Consider the following 19831-nt stretch of genomic DNA (forward strand, 5'->3'; position numbering starts at 1 on the left):
GCTTCCCGTGGATTTAGTGCGGCACCGCCACGGCACTGATGAACGCGGCGAGCTGCTTGTCGCTGACGTTCTTGGCGAGGTCGGATTCGCAGATCATGCCCGCGAGCTTGTTGCCCTTGCGCATGTCGAGGACGGGCATGCGTTTGATCTGGTTCTGCTCCATGACGTCGAGGACGGTTCCGAGGTCGGTGTCGACGTCCACCGACCACACCCGGCCCTGGGCCAGGTCTCCGGCGCGGACCTTGCCCGGATCGTGTCCCATGGCGATGCAGTTGACCACGATGTCGCGGTCGGTGAGCATGCCGATCATCTGGTCGCCGTCACAGATCGGCAGGGCGCCGACGTCCATGTTGCGCATCATCTGGGCGGCGCGATCGAGCGTCTCATCAGCGGGGATGCATTCCGCGTTCCGGTGCATGATGTCGCGAGCCTTCACTGCGAACCTCCTGTCTCGGATGAGTGTGCCAGGAGACATCGTGACCCCGATCACACCGGAAGGTCAATGCGCCTGTTTCGGATCCGGGCGGTGAGCTGGCCGAATCGTCCGGTCCCGGGCGCGCTCAGCCACACCACGAACGCCAGCAGACCGTCCAGGACGAGCGCCAGCGCGGCCACCAGGATCGCGCCGACCAACACCTTGTCGTAGCGGTAGAGGCTGATGCCGTCGAAGATGTACCGGCCCAGCCCGCCCAGGTTCACGTAGGCGGCGATGGTCGCGGTCGCCACCACCTGCAGGGTGGCCGCGCGCAGGCCGCTGAGCAGCACCGGCAGCGCGTTGGGGAGTTCGACGCGCAGCAGCACCCGCGGCTCGCTCATGCCCATGGCACGGGAGGCGTCGACCACGATGGGGTCCACGTTGGCGATGCCCGCGTACGCGCCCGCCAGCAGCGGCGGAATGCCGACGGTGAGCAGCGCCAGCAGCGGCGGGGTGAGCCCCAGCCCCATCAGCAGCACCACGAAGGTGAGCACGCCCAGGGTCGGCAGGGCGCGCATGGAGTTCGCGAATCCGACGATGAGCGCCGACCCGCGCCGGGTGTGCCCGATCAGCAGTCCGATCGGCACCGCGATCACGGCCGAGAGTCCCACGGCCAGCAGGCTGTACCAGAGGTGTTCGAGCAGCCGCCGCCCGATCCCGGCGGGACCCGACCAGTTCGCGCCGTCGGTGAGGAAGTTCCAGGCGTCCACGAAAAGGTTCACCGCGCAGCCCCTTTCAGCCACGGCGTCGCCACCTTGCCCAGCAGGTACAGCGCCCGGTCCACGATCAAGGCCAGCACCAGTACGACGATGATGCCCGCCACGATCTCGTCCGGATAGTCACGCTGATATCCCTGCGTGAACAGCTTGCCGAGCCCGCCCACCCCGATCAGCGCGCCGACGGTCACCATCGAGATATTGGTGACGGCCACGACTCGCAGGTTGGCGAGGAAGACGGGCAGCGCGAGCGGGAAGTCGACGGTGAGCACCCGCCGCCAGCGCGGGTAGCCGATGGCGTCGGCGGCGTCGAGGGTGGCGTCGGGCACCGAGTCCAGCGCCGCCGGCACCGCCGTCACCAACAGCGCGACCGAGTAGATGGTCAGGGCGATAACGACATTCAGCGGATCGATGACCCCGATCCCGAGCAGTGGCGGCAGGATCACGAACAATGCCAGCGACGGAATCGTGTAGGCGATCCCGGCCGTGGTGGTGGTGATCCGCCGCAGCCAGCGCGCCCGATGCGCGAGCGCGCCCGCCGGGATCGCGATCACCAGTCCGAGCGCCAGCGGCAGCAGCGCCAGCCACAGGTGGGTGCGGGCGTATCCGGCGATCTCGCCGACATTGTCCAGCAGGTACTTCACGTGGTCTCCTCGAAGAAGACCCGATTGCGTTCGGCGTCCTCGGCGGTGCGCTGCCGGTGCAGCTGTTCGAGCACGTCGCGGGCGTAGATGGCGCCGCGCACGCCGCCGGAATCGTCCACCGCGACACCGATTTCCGCGGGCGAGGAGATGGTGGCGTCGAGTGCCTGCCGCAGGTCGCCGCCGGGCGGGAACAGGGAGCCGCCCGAGGCCATGCTGTCGGCGAGCGCGTGCCCGGCGCGGACGCCTTCCACGCCGGTGGTGTCGATCCAGCCCAGGGGTTTCTTGGCCTCGTCGATGACGAGCCGCCATTCGCCCTTGTCCAACCGGAGGCCGGGCACCTGTTCGGGGGAGACGGTGGAGAGGTCGCGCAGGGGTACGGCGTCGGCGGCCCGGAAGGACAGTTCGCGGTAGCCGCGGTCGCGGCCCACGAATCCGGCGACGAAATCGGTGGCGGGCCGGGCGAGTACGGTCTGCGGGACGTCGTGTTGTTGCAGGTGCCCGCCGGGCCCGAAGACGGCGATGTGATCGCCGAGTTTGATGGCCTCGTCGATGTCGTGGGTGACGAAGACGATGGTCTTGTGCAGTTCGGCTTGCAGCCGCAGCATCTCGTTCTGCAGTTCGGTGCGCACGACGGGGTCGACGGCGCTGAACGGCTCGTCCATGAGCAGGATGGGCGGGTCGGCGGCCAGCGCCCGGGCGACGCCGACGCGCTGCTGCTGGCCGCCGGAGAGTTGCGCCGGATAGCGTTGCGCCAGAGCGTGATCCAGTCCGACGCGATCCATCACCTCCAGCGCCGCCCGCCGGGCCGCGCGGCGGGACTGCCCGCGCAGCACCGGCACGGTGGCCACATTGTCGACGACGGTGCGGTGCGGCAGCAGGCCCGCGCTCTGGATCACGTACCCGATGCCGAGTCGCAGTTCGACGGGGTCGACGCGGGAGATGTCCTGTCCGCCTACGGTGATGGCGCCGCGGCTGGGGCTGATCATCCGGTTGATCATGCGCATGGAGGTGGTCTTGCCGCAGCCGGAAGGTCCCACGAACACGGTGAACGACCCGGATTCGATGCGCAGGCTCAGGTCGTGGACGGCGGTGGTGCCGTCCGGGTAGGTCTTGCTGACGCCGGTGAATTCGATGTCGGACACCGTGTTCCGCCTCTCCTTATGCGATCGGCTGGTCGAGCCCCTGCGCGGCGGCCCACTGGCGGGCGGCGGCGGCCGGTTCGGTCTTGCTGCTGCCGGAGACGGCGGTATTGAGCGAGATGAGTTCGGCGGTGGTGAGTTTCGCGGACGTCGCGTCGAGCACCTTGGTCAGCTTGTCGCTCTTCTTGGCGGTGTTGTAGAGCGGCACCACGTTCTGCGGCGGGAAGTTGTGCTTGGGGTCGGTCAGCACCACCAGGTTGTTGGCGGCGATGGCGGGGGAGGTGGTGAAGATGTCGGCGGCGGTGACCTGGCCGTCGGTCAGCGCCTTCACGGTGGCGGGGCCGCCGCCGTCGGCGATCGGCACGAAGTTGCCGGCGGAGATGTCGAGTCCGTAGTTCTTCTTCAGGCCGGGTAGCCCGCCCGGCCGTTCGGAGAATTCCGCCGGCGCGGCCAGTTTCACCTCGGCCGAGTGTGCGGCCAGGTCGGCGATGCTGGTCAGATTCCATTTCTCGGCGGTCGCCTTGGTGACGACGACGGCGTCGGAGTCCTCGCCGGGTGCGGGCGTGCCGATGGCGAGCTGATCGCCGAGCGCCTTGGCGAGTGCGATGTTCACTTCGTCGGGCGTGGTGGCGGTGCTCGATTTGTCCAGGTATTGCAGCAGATTCCCGGTGTAGTCGGGGATCAGGTCGATGGCGCACTGCTTCAACGCGGGCACGTACGCTTCACGGCTGCCGATATTGAGTTTGGTGTCGACGCTGAACCCGTTGGCCCGCAACGCTTCCGCGTAGACGTCGGCCACGGTCTCGGATTCGGGGAAGTTGGCGGACCCGACGGTCACCTTGTTCGTGTCGCCGCCGCAGCCGCCGCCCCCACCGAGCGGATTGGACTTGTTGTCGCCACAGGCGGACAGTGCCATGGCGGCGGCCAGCGCGACCGACGCGGCCAGGATTCGGAGTACGGTCCGGGAGATGCGCTTGCCATCGGCGCGCGTGGTGATGAGCGATTGCACTGTCGTCCTTCCGAGCGGGATGCCTGCGGCGGGCGGGGTGTCACCACCCCTGGAACAGACCTAACTGTCCATATTGCCCGTCTCATCCCGCGAACGGTGCCTACCTACGGTCGGTTTCGCGCTTCCGGCGGAAAAGGCACGCCCGATGTCCGGCCCGGTTTCACCGCCGCGAGGGTCGGCGCGGCAGACTGTTGCGCGTGTCCGGCACTGACTCCCATCCCTCGCAGGCGCTCGGCCGCCGCGCCGCCCGCCGTCGCCCGTCGCGCCGCGCGCGCACGTCCGGGACCGGATCCAACCGATTGGTTTGCGCCGTGCGAACACTGGGCCGGGGCGCGCTCGTCACCGCGATCGCGGTGGCCGCGGTGGCCTGCGGCAGCAAGGACACCGGTCCGGTTGTGACGGTGGGAGCAGGGGATTCGCCCCAGTCCCGGATCATCGCCGAACTCTACGCGGGCGCACTGGCCCGCACCGGCCTGCACACCCGCGTCGCGGAGCGGGTGGGTTCCCGCGGCGATCTGCTCGCCGCCCTCGACTCCGGCGACCTCGCCCTGTTCGGCGACATCACCGGCGACATCCTCACCGCCCTCGACTCGACCGCCACCGTCACCAAGCCGGACGCGGTGAATGCGGCCCTCGCCAAAGCCCTTCCGCAGGGTGTCGCCACCTCCGACCCCGCCGACGGCACCGACCTGCGCCCCGCCATCGTCGCCTCCGCCGCCCACCCCACGACTCTCCCGACCTCCCTGAAGGACCTGGCCCCCCGCTGCGACAGCTTGATCCTCGGCATCGACACCGGCGCCCCCCTGGACGCGCAACGCACCCCCCTCGACCCCGAAGTTGATGTCCTGACCCCCCTGCAGTCGGTCTACCACTGCACCATCACCCGATGGGTCGCCTTCACCACCCCCACCGACCTCCGAAAAGCCCTCTCCGAAGGCGAAATCGACCTAGCAGTCCTCCCCGGCCCCTCATCCTTCCTCCCCGGCGACGGCGCCGACCTAACGCCCCTCTCCGACCCCGACTACGCCTTCCGTGCCGCCATGGTCGCGCCCATCCTCCGCAAGTCCGCCCTCACCGACCCGCAGCTCCGCAAACTCAACTACGTGGCAGGCGAACTCACCACCACCGAGCTCGCCGACATGATCCACCAGATCCGCGACCAGAACGCCATCCCCTCCGCCGTGGCCCGAACCTGGCTCGACGCCCACGCCCTCTGATCCGGGTCCACCACCGTCGCGCTGTGCCACAAACCCTTTCGGTCGCTTACCGTGGAGGGTTCGGGGGCAGCTTCCAACGGCGGTACGGAACTGGATACGACGGTGAACTCACCTGACGACGATCATCTGGGCAATTGGCCCTGGCCCACAGGTACTTTCATGGAGCGGCTGTGCCCGCGATCCCGCAGGTCGCTGCTCCGGCTCGGGACGCGGACGTACGGGCCGCCGGGCACGGTTCTCATGCGGCAGGGCGATCCCGGCAGCATGGTGTATCTGCTGCGCTCGCGCGACCGCTCGTTGTCGGCGTGCGTGAAGATCACCACGGCCGACGGCAGGCTGCTCGCGATCCGGGTCAGCGGTGACGTGATCGGTGAACTCGGTGCGCTGGTGCCGGATTCGCTGCGCTCCAACACCGCGACCGTGTGCACGCCCACCATCGTGCACCGCATCCCGGGCACGGCGTTCATGACCTTCCTGGAAACCCATCACGACGGTTCCCTGGTGCTGTGCCGTTCCCTGGCCGACCGGCTGGCCTGGTCGGATCAGCGCCGCCTGGATTTCGGCGACCATCAGGTGCGGGTGCGGCTGGCGCGCCTGCTCGTCGAGTTCGTCGAGTCGTACGGGCGGCGGGTGGCGGCCGGGTGGGAGCTCACCGTGCGGCTGTCCTACGAGGAGCTGGGCAATCTGGTCGGGGCGCGGGTGGACGCGGTGGGCAAGGCGATGAAGGAACTGGGCGCGGACGGTTCCGTGTGCCTGATGAAGCGGCACGTCATGGTTCGTGATCTCGAAAACCTGCGGCGGGCAGCCGAGTTGACGGATGTTTTCGTGAAAGACGCCCGGGTGACCTGATTTTTCAGGCGTGCTCGTATCCGGCGCGTGCGACTCTCGGGAAGAAGTCTCCCCACCAGCCGGTTCGGGGCACGACCCACGGGAGGTGTGACCGATGTCGGCACCCGCATCACCGTCCGGAGGTATCGCGGTCGACGAGCTGTATCGCCGATTGCTGGTGGTCCACAGCCAACTGGCGGCCGAGCTCATGCTCGCGGCGGCGGCGCTCACTGCTGAAGGGCGGCGGCCAGATCTGCGTTGAGGGCGAGGGCGGGCAGGGAGGTTACGAGCATGTCCACGAGGGCTTCTCGGGGGATGGGTTCCTCGCGAAGCCAGGTGAGGGTGGTTTCCTCGACGAAGGCGATCCAGCCTCGGACCGCCAGGGCGAGCCGGGGGCGGTCGGGGTCGTCGGCGGGGATGGGGGCCTCGGTGAGGATGCGGTCGACGAGGGCCATGCGGGTGGCGTTGACGAGGGCCACGAGTTCCGGGCTGGCGCTGGCGGGGCCGCGGAGCAACGCCAGATACGAGGTGCGGTTCTCGGTGACGTAGGCGATGTAGCGCTCGATCGCGTCCTGCAGCATGTCGAACAGCGACAGGGTGGGGTCGGGGGTGGTGCGTTCGAGGAGTTCGGCATTGGCGTGGTTGACGATCGCCAGGTGGAAGTCGTGCTTGGTGGGGAAGTAGTGGAAGAGCAGGCCGCGGGAGATGCCGGCCTGGGCGGCGATCTCGCCGATGGAGATGTCTTCGAGGGCGCGTTCGCGCAGCATGCGGGCGCCGAGGGTGATCAGTTGCTCGCGGCGTTCGCCGGGGCTGAGGCGCACGCGTTTGGCCCGGCTGTCCGGTCTGCTGCTCACGACGCGCTCCTTGGTCACTTGTCCGACAGTACTGACTGGGGTCGACAGTTACTGAACACGAGTCAATAATATTGACCAGCGCTCAATAACAGTATTGACTCCCACTCAATAAGACCATATTCTCGGGTACATGAGTCGCAAGGTTACAGACAAAGCTGTCGGCAACCGGCCCGCCCGGCACTCCCACGTGATCATCGTCGGCAGCGGGTTCTCGGGCCTGGGCCTGGCCATCCGGCTGAGCAAGCAGGGACGCACCGATTATCTCGTGCTGGAGCGCGGCAACGATGTCGGCGGCACCTGGCGCGACAACACTTACCCGGGCGCGGCCTGCGACGTCCCCTCGCAGCTGTACTCGTACTCCTTCGCCACCAACCCGGAGTGGTCGCGCTCGTTCTCCAAGCAGCCGGAGATCCAGCGCTACATCCAGGGCGTCGCCGACAAGTACGGCGTGCGCGACAAGCACATCTTCGACTGCGAGATGACCGGCGCCCAGTGGAACGCCGCCGAGGCGCGCTGGGAGATCCAGACCAGCCAGGGCCCGTTCACCGCGGACATCCTGGTGTCCGCCGTCGGCGCGCTGTGCGAGCCCAACCTGCCGGACATCAAGGGCATCAACGACTTCCAGGGCGAGATCTTCCACTCCGCCCGCTGGAACCACGACTCCGACCTGGCCGGCAAGCGTGTCGCCGTCATCGGCACCGGCGCCTCCGCCATCCAGATCGTCCCGAACATCGCGGCCGAGGTCGCGCACCTGGACGTCTACCAGCGCACCGCCCCCTGGCTGCTGCCCCGCGTCGACCGCGAGTACCTGGCCCCGGAGAAGTTCGCGCTCAAGCGCATTCCCGCGCTGCGCAGCCTCTACCGCGCCGGCATCTACGCCGCCCGCGAGACCCAGGTGGTCGGCCTGGCCAAGTTCCCGCCCGCCATGCTCGCCCTCGAGACCGTGGCCCGCGCCAAGCTGTTCGCCGAGGTCCGCGATCCGGAACTGCGCAAGAAGGTCACCCCGAACTTCCGTATCGGCTGCAAGCGCATGCTGATCTCCAACGAGTACTACCCGGCCCTGAGCCGCGAGAACGTGGATGTCGTCACCGACGGCATCAAGGAGATCCGCCCGAACGCCATCGTCACCAAGGACGGCGTCGAGCGCGAGGTGGACGCGATCATCGTGGCCACCGGCTTCCATGTCACCGACTCGCCGGTCTACGACACGGTTTCCGGCCGCGACGGCCGTACCCTGTCCGAGGTGTTCGACGCCATCGGCCAGCAGGGCTACAAGGGTTCGGCGATCAACAACTACCCCAACATGTTCTTCATGCTCGGCCCGAACGTCGGGCTGGGCCACACCTCGATGGTGTTCATGCTGGAGTCGCAGATCAACTACATCTCCGACGCCATCGCCCAGTTCGACAACCTGCGCCTGCGCACTGTCGAGGTCCGCAAGGACGTGCAAGACGAGTACAACGCGGGTCTGCAGCGCAAGCTGGAGGGCGCGGTGTGGAGCACCGGCGGCTGCGCCTCCTGGTACCTGGACAAGCACGGCAACAACACCACGCTGTGGCCGGACTTCACCTTCCGGTTCCGTAGTCTGCTCGAGCACTTCGACGTCGCGGCCTACGAGACCACCGGCCAGCCTGTCGCACAGGCCGTTTAGTCACACCCCCCACTCCTGACGAACCGAAAGCGGTAACCGTGAGCAACGATGCTTACTTCAAGGACAAGGTCTGCGTGATCACCGGTGCGGGTTCCGGCATCGGCCGCGCGCTGGCGGAGAACCTGGCCAAGCGGGGCGCGCACCTGGCGCTGTCCGACATCGACGCCGAGGGCCTCGCCGAAACCGTGCGGCGCTGTGAGAAGTTCGGCGTCAAGATCAAGTCCGATCGCCTGAACGTGGCCGAGCGCGAGGCCGTGCTGCTCTACGCCGACGAGGTGAAGAAGCACTTCGGCAAGGTCAACCAGATCTACAACAACGCCGGCATCGCCCACCACGGCAATGTCACCGACACCGCGTTCAAGGACATCGAACGCATCATGGATGTCGACTTCTGGGGCGTCGTCAACGGCACCAAGGCGTTCCTGCCGTACCTCATCGAATCCGGTGACGGCCACGTGGTGAACGTGTCCAGCCTCTTCGGCCTGATCGCGGTCCCCGGCCAGAGCGCCTACAACTCGGCCAAGTTCGCGGTTCGCGGCTTCACCGAGGCGCTGCGCCAGGAAATGCTGATGAGCGGCACCCCGGTCAAGGTCACCTGCGTGCACCCCGGCGGCATCAAGACCGCCGTCGCCCGCAACGCCACCGTCTCCGAGGGCCTGGACCAGAAGAATCTGGCCAGCCTCTTCGACAGCAAGCTCGCCCTGCACACCCCGGAGATGGCCGCGCAGACCATCACCGAGGCGGTCCGCAAGGGCTACGGCCGCGTGCTGATCGGCTGGGAGGCCAAGGCTCTCGACCTGTTCGTGCGCACCACGGCTTCGTACTACCAGCGGATCTCCGCGGTCGTGCAGAAGCGGTTCCTGCCGTAATACAGCGATTCTGAAGGACATTCGGTCATGCCCGATGTGACACTGCCGTTGCCCGTCGTCCGAGCCGTGCTGAACCCGGTCTTCCGGGTCATGCTCCATCACCGGCTCCCGTTCGGTGTCCAGCGGGCACTGATGGATTGGGGTTCGGTGGCGCAGCGCGCGCCGCGCGGCACCCATGTCGAGCACATCCGCCTCGGCGGCCGCCCGACCGAGCGCGTCTCGGTCGGGCCGGTCTCCGACAGCGCCACCGTGCTGTATCTGCACGGCGGCGGCTACACCGTCGGTTCGCCGCTCACGCACCGCTCGCTGGCGGCCTACCTGTCCCGCGAAACCGGTTGCGCCGTGCAGGTTCCCGACTACCGGCTGGCCCCCGAGCACCCGTTCCCGGCGGCGCTCGAGGACGCCGAGGCCGCGTTCCTGGAACTGGTGGCGGCCGGTTACCGGCCGGAACGCATTGCGGTGGCCGGCGATTCGGCCGGTGGCGGGCTGTCACTGGCGCTGGCCGAGCGACTGCGCGACCGGCACGGCCTGACCCCGGCCGCCCTGGGCCTGATCGCGCCGTGGACCGACCCGAACGAGGTCCCCACCCGCAACCGCGATCTGGTCATCAACAAGCCGTGGTCGCGGGCCTGCGCGGCGGCCTACCTGGGTGGCGGCGACGGCAAGGACGCCGGGTACGCGCCGCTGCTGGGCGAACTGCGCGGACTGCCGCCCACCTATGTCCAGGCCGACAAGGCCGAGCTGCTGCACGACCAGTGCACGCGGCTGGTGGCGCAGCTGCGCGCGGCGGGTGTGCCGACCGAGTTCACCGAGACCGAAGGTCTCTGGCATGTCGCCCAGTTGCAGGCGGCTCTGGTGGCGCCGGCCGCCGCGGTCACCGTCGAACTCGGGCAATTCCTGCGCCAGGCGCTTCGACCGGCGCAAACTCGGTCAATAGGATAGAGACGAATCACAGCGCGAGACCGTCCGGGAACAGGTTCGGGCGGTCCGCGGAGAGTTACCTGTGAGCGTGGCGTAAATTACCCGCCAGTAAACCTCTGTGGAAGGGCAGCGATGCGAGAGTTCGAAGTCCCGGCTACCTACACCATTCCGGAGAACGCCAACATGTCGGACGGCGCGTTCCGGCATGCTGAGAAGACCCCCGAGCTGGTGGTCTTCAACACCCCGAATGGCAAGGGCGGCTGGAACGACGTCACGGCGGCGACGTTCGCGAAGACCGTGACCGACGTGGCCAAGGGACTGGTGGCCTCCGGTATCGAGCTCGGCGACCGCGTCGCCGTCATGGCTCAGACCAGCTACGAGTGGGTCGTGCTGGACTTCGCCATCTGGGCGGCCGGCGGCTGCACCGTCGCGATCTACGACTCCTCCTCCGCCGAGCAGGCGCGCTGGATCCTCGAGGACTCCGCCACCAAGCTCACCGTCGTCCAGAACGACAAGCACCGCGCCACCATCGCCGAGATCGAGGCCGGGCTCGACAGCCTGCGCGAGGTCCTGCAGATCGACAAGGGCGCGATCGCCGAGCTGACCGCCCGCGGCAAGGATCTCGACGACGCCGTGGTGCACGAGCGCCGCGCCCAGGTGAAGGCCGCGTCCCCGGCCACCCTGATCTACACCTCCGGCACCACCGGCCGGCCCAAGGGCGTCATGCTCTCGCATGCCAACCTCTACGCCGAGTCGGCCGCCGATCGCTCCTCCATGAGCGAGTTCCTGCAGCCCGGCCGCAAGTCGCTGCTGTTCCTGCCGCTGGCCCACGTCTTCGCGCGCGCGGTCGCGCTGGCCGCCTTCGACGCCGGCGTCACCGTGGCCCACACCGCCGACTGGTCCACCCTGGTCGAGCAGTTCGGCCAGTACAAGCCGAACTTCATCCTCTCGGTGCCGCGCGTGTTCGAGAAGGTGTTCAACGGCGCCAAGCAGAAGGCGCACGACGGCGGCAAGGGCAAGATCTTCGATTACGCCACCGAGATCGCCATCCAGTACAGCCAGTCGCTCGAGACCGGCGGCCCCGGCATCGTGCTCAAGCTGCAGCACGCGGTGCTCGACAAGCTGGTGTTCAGCAAGCTGCGCGAGGCCATGGGCGGCCAGTGCTCCTCCGCCGTCTCCGGCGGCGGCCCGCTGGGCGCGCGCCTGGGCCACTACTTCCGCGGCGCCGGCGTCACCATCTACGAGGGCTACGGCCTGACCGAGTCCACCGCGGCCGTCAGCGTCAACACCCCCCGGCACATCAAGGTCGGCTCGGTCGGCCGCCCGCTGCCCGGCCACGGCGCCAAGGTCGCTGAGGACGGCGAACTGCTGATCCGCGGCCCGGTCGTGTTCGGCGGCTACTGGAACAACCCGGAGGCCAGCGCCGACGCGTTCGACGCCGACGGCTGGTTCAAGACCGGCGACCTGGGCGCCATCGACGAGCAGGGCTTCATCGCGATCACCGGTCGCAAGAAGGAAATCCTGGTCACCGCGGGCGGCAAGAACGTCTCCCCGGCCATGCTCGAGGACTCGCTGCGGCAGAACGCGCTGATCAGCCAGGTCATGGTGGTCGGCGACGGGCAGCCCTTCATCGCCGCGCTGGTCACCCTCGACCCCGAGGCGCTGCCGGCGTGGAAGACGCGCAACGGGATTCCCGCCGACACCCCGATCGAGCACCTCATCGAGAACCCGGCCCTGGTCGGCGAGATCAATGACGCGGTCGCGGCCACCAACAAGCTGGTCTCGCACGCCGAGGCGATCAAGAAGGTCCGCATCCTGCCGGTCGACTGGACCCAGGAGGGTGGCGAGCTGACCCCGAAGCTGTCGCTCAAGCGGGCCGTCGTCATGAAGCAGTACGCGGCCGACGTGGACGCGATCTACAACTCCTGATCGGAGTCGACTCCTGAGCCGAGTCGAACGAGGCGCTGCCGGTGGAATTTCCACCGGCAGCGCCTTTTCCGTTCAGCCGTTCAGCCGGTCGAGGAAGTCCGCGATCAGCGGGGCGATCTCGGCCACATGCGTTTCCAGCGCGAAGTGGCCGGTGTCGAACAGGTGCAGTTCGGCGTCGGGAACGTCCGCGAGATACGCGTGCGCGCCCGGTGCGGGGAAGAACATGTCGTTCGCACCCCAGGTGATGAGGGTCGGGGGAGTGTATTTGCGCAGCCACGCTTGCCATTCGGGGTAGCGGGCCACATTCGACTTGTAGTCGTAGGCCAGGGCCAGCTGAGCCTCCTTGCGGCCGGGGAGGTCCAGATAGTGCTGGTCCAGGGTCCAGGCGTCGGGGTTCAGCAGGCTCGGATCGGGAACGCCGCCCTCGTACTGGCCGCGGGTGCCCTCGAGGGTGAGCAGGCCGAGGATGACGTCCTCGTCACCCGCGTGATCGGGCCGCAGCGCGACGAAACCCTGTGCGGCCTCGGACAGTCCGGCCTCGTAGGCATTGCCGTTCTGGACCACGAGCCCGGCGATCCACTCCGGATGGCGGGCGGCCACGCGCAGGCCGATCGGCGCGCCGAAGTCGAAGATGTACATGGCGAACCGGGTCAGGCCGAGCGCCCGCACGAATCCCTCGGTGATATCGGCCAACCGGTCGAAGGTGTAGTCGAAATCGGCCGGCGCCACGGTGTTTCCGAAACCCGGATAGTCCGGCGCGATCAGCCGGTAGCGGTGGCCGAGCGTGTCCATGAGCCGCCGGAACTGGTGCGAGGCGGTGGGAAAACCGTGCAGTAGCAGCAGGACCGGGGCATCGGCGCGGGCGGGGACCGATTCGCGGTAGAACACGTCGACGCCGTCCACCTCGAGGTGACGGTGCTGGACCCGGGGCAGTTCGCTCATAGCTAGGTCAACCGGGGGACGCACCGAATATTTCTCGCATTCACCGAAATTTCCCGGCCGCGACCGATGATTTCCGGGCGGCCCCCGCGTCCTACCTGTCGGGTGCCGCCGCACCCGCCACACCGACCGAGGAGGAACCCATGCCCGCACTGAACCCGTACCTGGTCTTCAACGGCAACGCCGAGGAGGCGATCACCTTCTACCAGTCCGTCTTCGGCGGCGAGGCCACCATCGTCCGCTTCGGTGACATGGGTGGCGATACCCCCGGCGACCTGCCCCCGGAGATCGCCAACCGGGTCGCCAACGCGCAGCTGCCGCTGAGCGCCACCAATATCCTCATGGTGTCCGACACCCCGCCCGGCAATGACATCGACAACTCCAACCCCGGCTTCGCCGTCCAGGTCGAGGTGGAGTCCGCGGCCGAGGCCGAGCGCCTGTTCAACGAGTTCGCCCCCGGCGGCACCGTCACCATGCCGCTCGGCAAGGTCGAGTGGGCCGACGCGTTCGCCATGGTCACCGACAAGTTCTCGGTGCCGTGGATGATCAACTACACCGGTTCCGCCACCATGTGACGACGTCACCGGATCGTCATTTCTGGCGCGGGTTCGCGCGGCGGTTCCCGCAGTAGGGTCGGTTTCGTGGCCGATCGCGAAGTACGAATCGCCGGCGGCATCGTCGCGGGCCTGGTCACGCTGGGCGTGGCCGAAGTGGTGTCGGTGCTGATCAGTCCGGACAGCACCCCCTTGCAGGCCGTCGGGGCGTGGGTCGTCGACCATACGCCGGACGGGTTCCGGGAATGGGTGATCGGGCTGGTCGGCACCAACGACAAACTGCTGTTGTTCGTGTCGATGGGCGTGGCGGCCGTCGTGCTGGCGGCCGTCGCTGGACTCGCCGAGCGGGTCCGGCGGCCCTGGGGATCGATCCTGTTCGGGGTCTTCGGACTGCTCGCGATGTCGGCCGCGGTGGGACGTCCCGCTGCCGCCTGGACCTGGGCGATACCCGCGCTGCTCGGCACCGTGGCCGGAATTCTCGTGCTGCGCAGCCTGATTCGCCGGCTCGAGGAGTCCGCCGAACGCGCCGACGCGACACCGGCCACCGCGGAGTCCGCCGCGGAACAGACCACGCAACGGCGGCAGGTGATGCGCTGGCTCGCCATCACCGGAGCCGTCGCGGTCGCCGGTGGCATGGCCGGACGGCTCATCGGGCTGCGGTCGCGGGACGTCTCCGCCGAGCGGGCCGACGTCGAATTGCCCACGCCGACCAGCGTCGAGCCGCCCGTCGACCCGGGTGCGGACCTGAAACTGCCGGGCCTCACGCCCTACCTCACCTCGAACTCCAGCTTCTACCGCATCGACACGGCGCTGACCGTGCCGCAGGTCAGCAAGGACGACTGGTCCCTGCGCATCCACGGCATGGTCGATCGCGAGATCCGGCTCGGCTACGCCGATCTCGCCGCCCGCACCCCCATCGAACGGCTGGTCACCCTGGCCTGCGTCTCCAACCCGGTCGGCGGCGAACTGATCGGCAATGCCCGCTGGCTCGGCTACCGGCTCGACGAACTGATCGCCCAGGCCGGGCCGCACCCCGACGCCGACATGGTGCTCTCCCGCAGCGTCGACGGCTTCACCGCGGGCAGCCCCCTCGCCGTGCTCACCGACGGCCGCGACGCCATGCTGGCGGTCGGCATGAACGGTGAACCGCTGCCCACCGCGCACGGCTATCCCGCGCGGCTGGTGGTGCCGGGCCTGTACGGGTACGTGTCGGCCACCAAGTGGGTGACCGAACTCGAGATCACCAGATTCGATCGCGCGGAAGCGTTCTGGACCAAACGCGGCTGGTCGGCGTACGGCCCCATCAAGACCGAATGCCGCATCGACACCCCGCGCGGCCGCACCCTCGCGCCCGGCAAGGTCACCATCGCGGGGGTGGCGTGGGCGCAGCATCGCGGCATCCGCGGCGTGGAAGTCCGTATCGACCAAGGGGACTGGCAGCCCGCGCGCCTGGCGACCGCCCCGTCCATCGACACCTGGGTGCAGTGGGCCTTCGACTGGGACGCGCCCGCGGGCAGCGGCGTGCACACCGTCTGGGCGCGCGCCACCGACGGCACGGGGGAGACCCAGACCGAGCGGCGACAGGACGTCGTGCCCGACGGCGCGACCGGATATCCGTCGTTGACCGTGCGAATCGGCTGAAAAAGACTGTTCCGCCCCAAGAATCGGCGCCGCGTCACGCACGCCGCCGATCCAGTGCGCGAAACACCTCGTGCCCGACCATCGTCCGCGCGGCTCGCCGGTCCGGCGCGGGCGAACGTTCCGAACAACCGTTTCGGCGGCCCGCGCGGATTAAGATCATCGCGGCAGTCGTGGCTCGGTCCGGCCGCTCGGGGGCATCCGCTCGCCCGGGGGCACAACTCGTTCGGGGAATGAGGGGAGCGCGCATGTTCGGCGTACTCGAATGGGCGCGGGCGGAAAACCTGCAGCCCGAACCGATCACGCTCGACATCTGGAAGCAGCTGCCCCCCGACTTCTGCCGGCTCGTCGAGGTGGTCAACGGTGACGTGGTGCGCGCCGAAACGCCCGCCCTGCCCCACCGCAACGCCACCCGCCGGCTGGCCGCCATGCTGGCGTCCGGGGCCGAGCACCACATGAGCCGATACAACGACGGCTCGCTCTACGTCGGCGTCGACCAGGACGTGCTGCTGTGGGAATCGCCGCGCCTCACCATCCGCCGTCCCGACATCATCCTGTTCTCCTGTGCGCCCGCCGATGTCGGCCCGCTGCGGGCCGAGCGGGTGAAGATCGCCGTCGAGGTGGTGTCCCCGGCGACCGAACGCGTCGACACCGCGGACAAGATGGCCGAGTACGCACTGGCCGGAATCCCTTGGTACTGGCTGGTCTACATGGATCGCGATCGAGTGCGCGCCATCCAGACCCACGTCCTGGTACTGGGCCACTACCGGCCGCTGCGGCGGCTGACCGCCCACATCGGCGAGACCCTGACGGACATGCCGATCGACATCCGCATCGACTGGACCCGCCTCGTCGGCCTGCTGCTCTGACCGCGACCCGCAGGGGACGGAAACAGTGCTGCCCGCCGGAAGTCCTGGCGGGCAGCACCTTTGGATTCGAGCCGATCGACCAGCGGCCGATCAGGCCCTGCGATAGGTCAGTGCGCTCCGATGTTCGCCTTCGCCATATCGTCCTGCTTCCCGTCGCCCTGCTTGCCGAAGCCGATGAACATCGCCGAGGCCACCACACCGATCAGCAGGATCGCCGCGGGCAGGTACATGGACTGGCTCAGCGCGGTGCTGAGCTTCTCCAGGATCGGATCCCGCACCTGTGCGGGCAGATCGCTCAGGCTCTTACCGCCCGAGCCCTCGCCGATCGGACCGCTCTGCAGGCCCTGTGCCGAGATCCGCGCCGACAGCAGCGCGCTGATCGCCGCCGAACCGAGCACCGAACCCACCTGGCGGGTGGTGTTGTAGACGCCCGCGCCCGCACCGGCCAGCTGCACCGGCAGGTTGTGGGTGGCGGTGGAGGCCAGCGGCGCCCAGATGCAGGCGTTGGCGATACCGGCGAAGCCGCCGACGATCATGAACAGCGGCAGCGAGCCGTCCGGCTTCATCAACGCGGCGAAACCGAACAGGGTGGCCGCGAACATCGCGAAACCGATGGTCGGGATGACCCGCGGCGCGACCTTGTCCGACATCTTGCCGATGATCGGCGCGAACACACCGGTCAGAATGGCCATCGGCGCGAAGATCAGCGCCGAGCGGGTCGGCGACAGCTCGTGCACCTGCTGCAGGTAGAAGTAGGCGGGCACGAACACACTGGTCACCGCCGCGCCCATGGCCGCGATACCCACATTGGACAGCGCGAAGTTGCGGTCCTTGAACAGGCTCAGCGGCACCAGCGGCTCACCGGTATTGCGCGCCTGGTTGACCACGAACAGCGCCAGCACCACCACACCGGCGGCGATCATGGCCCAGATCTCGGCGTCCCAGTCGTGGGTGTTGCCCTCCTGGATGCCGAACACCAGCAGGAACATGCCGACGCCCGACAGCGCCACACCGACCAGATCGAACTTGTGCTCGTGCGTGGGCAGCGACGGGACCAGCCAGAACGCCAGCGCGAAGGCGATGATGCCGATCGGCACGTTCACGTAGAAGATCCACTGCCAGCCCTGCCAGTCCACCAGCACGCCGCCCAGGATCGGGCCGACCAGGGTGGCCAGACCGGCCACACCGCCCCACAGGCCCATGGCCGCGCCGCGCTTGTCCGGCGGGAAGGTGCGGGTGATGACGGCCATGGTCTGCGGCGTCATCAGCGCCGCGCCCAGGCCCTGCACGGCGCGGGCCGCGATCAGCATGTTGATGCTGGTCGACTCGGCGCACCAGAGCGAGGCGAGGGTGAACACGACCAGGCCGCCGAGATAGATGTTCTTGGGGCCGAAGCGATCCCCGAGCCGGCCGGTGACCAGCAGTGGCACCGCGTAGGCCAGCAGGTAGGCGGAGGTGACCCAGATGACCTGGGAGACATCGGCGTTCAGGTCCTTCATGATTGCCGGATTGGCCACCGCGACGATGGTCATGTCCAGCAGGATCATGAAGAACCCGACGACCAGCGCGTAGAGCGCGAGCCACGGGTTGCGTTGAGTGGACATGGATTCGGGTTCCTATCCCTGGGAGTGGGTTCTGGTGTCGACGCGCTCGCCGGACTCGGAGTCGAAGGTCTCCCATTCGAGTTCGCCGCTGCGGAGCTCGTCCATGAGTCCGCGCAGCCAGGTGACTTCGGCGGTGCTGTGCGCGCGTATGTAGTCGACCCGCATCCAGTAACGGCGCGGGACATCGGAGGCGGCGGCCAGGTCGCGGAGCATGGTCAGCTCGGCGACCCGCGCCTCGATCGAGGCGACGCGTTCGCGGAGGGCATCGATGACCTCGTCCACGGGCAAATTGTGCGCTTCGGCCAATCCGGTCACGAACGCCGGGTACTCGTGAACCGGTTCCCGCAGCAGGTCCCGGACTCGTTCACGCAGCGCCGTGTGCCCGGCCGTGCGAATGCGATAGGTGGTCCGTTCCGGCCGGTTGCCGGCCCGATCGGTGCTCTCCGCCGCGATCAGTTCCTGATCGGTCAGCCGCGCCACCGTGTGATACAGCGACCCCGGCTTGATCTTGGTGAACTGGTCCTCGTGGCGGCTCAATAACAGCTGATACATCTCGTACGGGTGCATCGGACGTTCCTCCAGCAGTGCGAGAACCAGCAGCGCCATCGGCGTGAGCGCTGGAGCCGACTGCTTCTTGATCACCACGACCTCCGTTTCGAGTGACGCCATCACCGTCACCACCATCCTCCGGACCAAATATTCCACGTGGAATATACGACGCCGAACACCGCGCCCACAACCCCTCCCGGGCGACCGGCTCCGCCGGTATTTGTGACCCCTGTCACGTGTCTGTGAAATCGCTTGTTGCAGGCCATTTCTCGGCGAGCAGCAACTGAAACCGACCGGTAACATCAACCTTTCGTCAGGGAAGTAGCAGAAAGAGGTACCCGCCATGTCGGACCAGGAATCGACCACCCAGGACACCGCCGCCGCGGACGGCCTCGCCGCGATGATGGCGGCCTGGGACATCAAGGGCACGGCCGATTCCACTGCGGAGCAGCCGGATTCGGCGGGCGAGTAACTCGTCGCCGGCACCGGACACCGCACAGCCCGCCGAGTCATTCTCGGCGGGCTGTCCCGTTCCCGGTCGTCTGCGCCATGATGGACACATGGGGTGGACGATTACCGAGGACCTGCCGGCATATGAGCGGGCGGCGGACGAATTCCTGCGGTCGGATCCGATCCGGAACACCGTGCTGCTCACGGTGCTGGATCGACTGCGACGGCAGGGGCCGACGATCTACGGGGACGCCGCACCCCATTTCGGATGGTGGACCACTGCCGGAGGCGAGGTCGCAGCCGCGTTCTTCCGGACACCGCCCTTCGGAATCGTGGTGTCCCCGTTGCCATCCGAGGCGATCGTTCCACTCGTGCGTGACTACTCGGCGATCGATCCGGCGCTGTCCGCGGTGTCCGGCCCCTCCGACTCCGCCCGTCCCGTCGCGGAAGCCTGGGCGCGGTCGCACGGCAAGTCGGTCACCCTGAGCCGCGCCGATCGCCTCTACCGGCTGGGCGATCTGATCCCGCCCGATCCGATGCCGGACGGCATCGGACGCCTCGCGACCGACCGTGACCGGGAACTGGCGATCGAATTTCTGCTCGAATTCACCCGGGATATCGGCGACCCGCCCCCGGCGCACTTGGACCGCCTGGTCGATGAACGCCTCACGCGAGGCGGCCTCTCACTGTGGGAAGTGGACGGCACCCCGGTATCGATGGCCGGAACCGGCACAGCCGTAACCGGAACCATCCGCATCGCCCCGGTCTTCACCCCGAAACCCCTGCGCGGCAAGGGCTTCGCAGCCGCCGCCACGACCTACGCCTGCCGCCACGCCCTCGCCTCCGGCGCGAAAGACGTCATGCTCTTCGCCGATCAGGCGAACCGCACCAGCACGGCCCTCTATCAGCGACTCGGCTTCCGGCCACTCGGCGACTACGACATCTACCGCCTCGACTGAGAAACGGCGCGGGGCCG

General features: G+C 68.2%; 21 protein-coding genes. 12 read left to right on the forward strand and 9 right to left on the reverse strand.

Annotated elements, in window-relative coordinates; all coding sequences use genetic code 11:
• Window positions 1-13 precede the first annotated feature (13 nt).
• Genes ACFRAQ_RS03980 through ACFRAQ_RS04000 form a run of 5 tightly spaced genes read right to left on the reverse strand, consistent with a single transcriptional unit; the run spans window position 14 to window position 3890 of the window.
• Window positions 14-436, reverse strand: a complete 423-nt coding sequence (locus ACFRAQ_RS03980; protein WP_357087292.1) for a CBS domain-containing protein — start codon at window positions 434-436, stop codon at window positions 14-16.
• Between the two features lie 50 nt (window positions 437-486).
• On the reverse strand, window positions 487-1197 hold the full coding sequence (locus tag ACFRAQ_RS03985) for an ABC transporter permease (RefSeq protein ID WP_379095792.1): 711 nt from the start codon (window positions 1195-1197) through the stop codon (window positions 487-489).
• Window positions 1194-1835, reverse strand: a complete 642-nt coding sequence (locus ACFRAQ_RS03990; protein WP_379093827.1) for an ABC transporter permease — start codon at window positions 1833-1835, stop codon at window positions 1194-1196. The genes ACFRAQ_RS03985 and ACFRAQ_RS03990 overlap by 4 nt, the downstream gene beginning before the upstream one ends.
• Window positions 1832-2977, reverse strand: a complete 1146-nt coding sequence (locus ACFRAQ_RS03995) for an ABC transporter ATP-binding protein (RefSeq protein ID WP_379093830.1) — start codon at window positions 2975-2977, stop codon at window positions 1832-1834. Before ACFRAQ_RS03995 ends, ACFRAQ_RS03990 begins: the two co-directional genes overlap by 4 nt.
• A gap of 16 nt (window positions 2978-2993) precedes the next feature.
• Window positions 2994-3890, reverse strand: coding sequence for an ABC transporter substrate-binding protein (locus ACFRAQ_RS04000; protein ID WP_379095795.1), 897 nt, complete (start codon window positions 3888-3890; stop codon window positions 2994-2996).
• Between the two features lie 290 nt (window positions 3891-4180).
• Between ACFRAQ_RS04000 and ACFRAQ_RS04005 the strand changes: the two genes are divergently transcribed.
• From ACFRAQ_RS04005 to ACFRAQ_RS04015, 3 genes are all read left to right on the forward strand, one after another.
• The gene (locus ACFRAQ_RS04005; protein WP_379093833.1) at window positions 4181-5200 is read left to right on the forward strand and encodes a glycine betaine ABC transporter substrate-binding protein; all 1020 of its coding nucleotides are present in this window, start codon (window positions 4181-4183) and stop codon (window positions 5198-5200) included.
• 102 nt (window positions 5201-5302) lie between these two features.
• A complete protein-coding gene (locus tag ACFRAQ_RS04010; RefSeq protein WP_379093836.1) occupies window positions 5303-6049 on the forward strand; it encodes a Crp/Fnr family transcriptional regulator in 747 nt (248 codons plus the stop codon).
• 94 nt (window positions 6050-6143) lie between these two features.
• Complete coding sequence (locus ACFRAQ_RS04015; RefSeq protein ID WP_379093839.1) at window positions 6144-6290, forward strand: hypothetical protein; 147 nt, start codon at window positions 6144-6146, stop codon at window positions 6288-6290.
• Here ACFRAQ_RS04015 and ACFRAQ_RS04020 read toward each other — a convergent pair.
• Window positions 6256-6882, reverse strand: coding sequence for a TetR/AcrR family transcriptional regulator (locus ACFRAQ_RS04020; RefSeq protein ID WP_379093842.1), 627 nt, complete (start codon window positions 6880-6882; stop codon window positions 6256-6258). The two genes, ACFRAQ_RS04015 and ACFRAQ_RS04020, sit on opposite strands and share 35 nt — an antisense overlap.
• Window positions 6883-7012: 130 nt before the next feature.
• Between ACFRAQ_RS04020 and ACFRAQ_RS04025 the strand changes: the two genes are divergently transcribed.
• The 4 genes from ACFRAQ_RS04025 (at window position 7013) to ACFRAQ_RS04040 (ending at window position 12252) form a co-directional block, all read left to right on the forward strand.
• On the forward strand, window positions 7013-8533 hold the full coding sequence (locus ACFRAQ_RS04025; protein ID WP_379093845.1) for a flavin-containing monooxygenase: 1521 nt from the start codon (window positions 7013-7015) through the stop codon (window positions 8531-8533).
• 38 nt (window positions 8534-8571) lie between these two features.
• Window positions 8572-9402, forward strand: a complete 831-nt coding sequence (locus tag ACFRAQ_RS04030; RefSeq protein ID WP_379093848.1) for an SDR family NAD(P)-dependent oxidoreductase — start codon at window positions 8572-8574, stop codon at window positions 9400-9402.
• Between the two features lie 27 nt (window positions 9403-9429).
• Window positions 9430-10344, forward strand: a complete 915-nt coding sequence (locus ACFRAQ_RS04035; protein ID WP_379093851.1) for an alpha/beta hydrolase — start codon at window positions 9430-9432, stop codon at window positions 10342-10344.
• A gap of 111 nt (window positions 10345-10455) precedes the next feature.
• Complete coding sequence (locus tag ACFRAQ_RS04040; protein WP_379093854.1) at window positions 10456-12252, forward strand: AMP-dependent synthetase/ligase; 1797 nt, start codon at window positions 10456-10458, stop codon at window positions 12250-12252.
• A 72-nt stretch (window positions 12253-12324) separates the two neighbouring features.
• Here ACFRAQ_RS04040 and ACFRAQ_RS04045 read toward each other — a convergent pair whose 3' ends face one another.
• Window positions 12325-13194: an alpha/beta fold hydrolase gene (locus ACFRAQ_RS04045; RefSeq protein WP_379093857.1), complete on the reverse strand. Its 870-nt coding sequence runs from the start codon at window positions 13192-13194 to the stop codon at window positions 12325-12327.
• 140 nt (window positions 13195-13334) lie between these two features.
• Here ACFRAQ_RS04045 and ACFRAQ_RS04050 point away from each other — a divergent pair, with 140 nt between their 5' ends.
• The 3 genes from ACFRAQ_RS04050 to ACFRAQ_RS04060 all read left to right on the forward strand — a co-directional run bounded on the left by ACFRAQ_RS04050 (window position 13335) and on the right by ACFRAQ_RS04060 (window position 16252).
• Window positions 13335-13766, forward strand: coding sequence for a VOC family protein (locus ACFRAQ_RS04050; RefSeq protein ID WP_357087266.1), 432 nt, complete (start codon window positions 13335-13337; stop codon window positions 13764-13766).
• Between the two features lie 66 nt (window positions 13767-13832).
• Window positions 13833-15386: a molybdopterin-dependent oxidoreductase gene (locus ACFRAQ_RS04055; protein WP_379093861.1), complete on the forward strand. Its 1554-nt coding sequence runs from the start codon at window positions 13833-13835 to the stop codon at window positions 15384-15386.
• 245 nt (window positions 15387-15631) lie between these two features.
• Complete coding sequence (locus ACFRAQ_RS04060; RefSeq protein ID WP_379093864.1) at window positions 15632-16252, forward strand: Uma2 family endonuclease; 621 nt, start codon at window positions 15632-15634, stop codon at window positions 16250-16252.
• Window positions 16253-16359: 107 nt separating this feature from the next.
• Here ACFRAQ_RS04060 and ACFRAQ_RS04065 read toward each other — a convergent pair whose 3' ends face one another.
• Together ACFRAQ_RS04065 and ACFRAQ_RS04070 are read right to left on the reverse strand one after the other, a co-directional pair.
• Window positions 16360-17856 (reverse strand): DHA2 family efflux MFS transporter permease subunit, encoded by a 1497-nt coding sequence (locus ACFRAQ_RS04065; protein WP_379093867.1) that lies wholly within the window; start codon window positions 17854-17856, stop codon window positions 16360-16362.
• Window positions 17857-17868: 12 nt separating this feature from the next.
• Entirely contained in the window at window positions 17869-18525 is a 657-nt protein-coding gene (locus tag ACFRAQ_RS04070) for a PadR family transcriptional regulator (RefSeq protein WP_379093870.1), read from the reverse strand.
• A gap of 223 nt (window positions 18526-18748) precedes the next feature.
• Here ACFRAQ_RS04070 and ACFRAQ_RS04075 point away from each other — a divergent pair, with 223 nt between their 5' ends.
• Together ACFRAQ_RS04075 and ACFRAQ_RS04080 are read left to right on the forward strand one after the other, a co-directional pair.
• A complete protein-coding gene (locus ACFRAQ_RS04075) occupies window positions 18749-18877 on the forward strand; it encodes a hypothetical protein (protein ID WP_379093873.1) in 129 nt (42 codons plus the stop codon).
• A gap of 88 nt (window positions 18878-18965) precedes the next feature.
• On the forward strand, window positions 18966-19814 hold the full coding sequence (locus ACFRAQ_RS04080; RefSeq protein WP_379093875.1) for a GNAT family N-acetyltransferase: 849 nt from the start codon (window positions 18966-18968) through the stop codon (window positions 19812-19814).
• Window positions 19815-19831 lie beyond the last annotated feature (17 nt).

Source organism: Nocardia sp. NPDC056611, from assembly GCF_042792755.1.
Taxonomy (GTDB): Bacteria; Actinomycetota; Actinomycetes; order Mycobacteriales; family Mycobacteriaceae; genus Nocardia.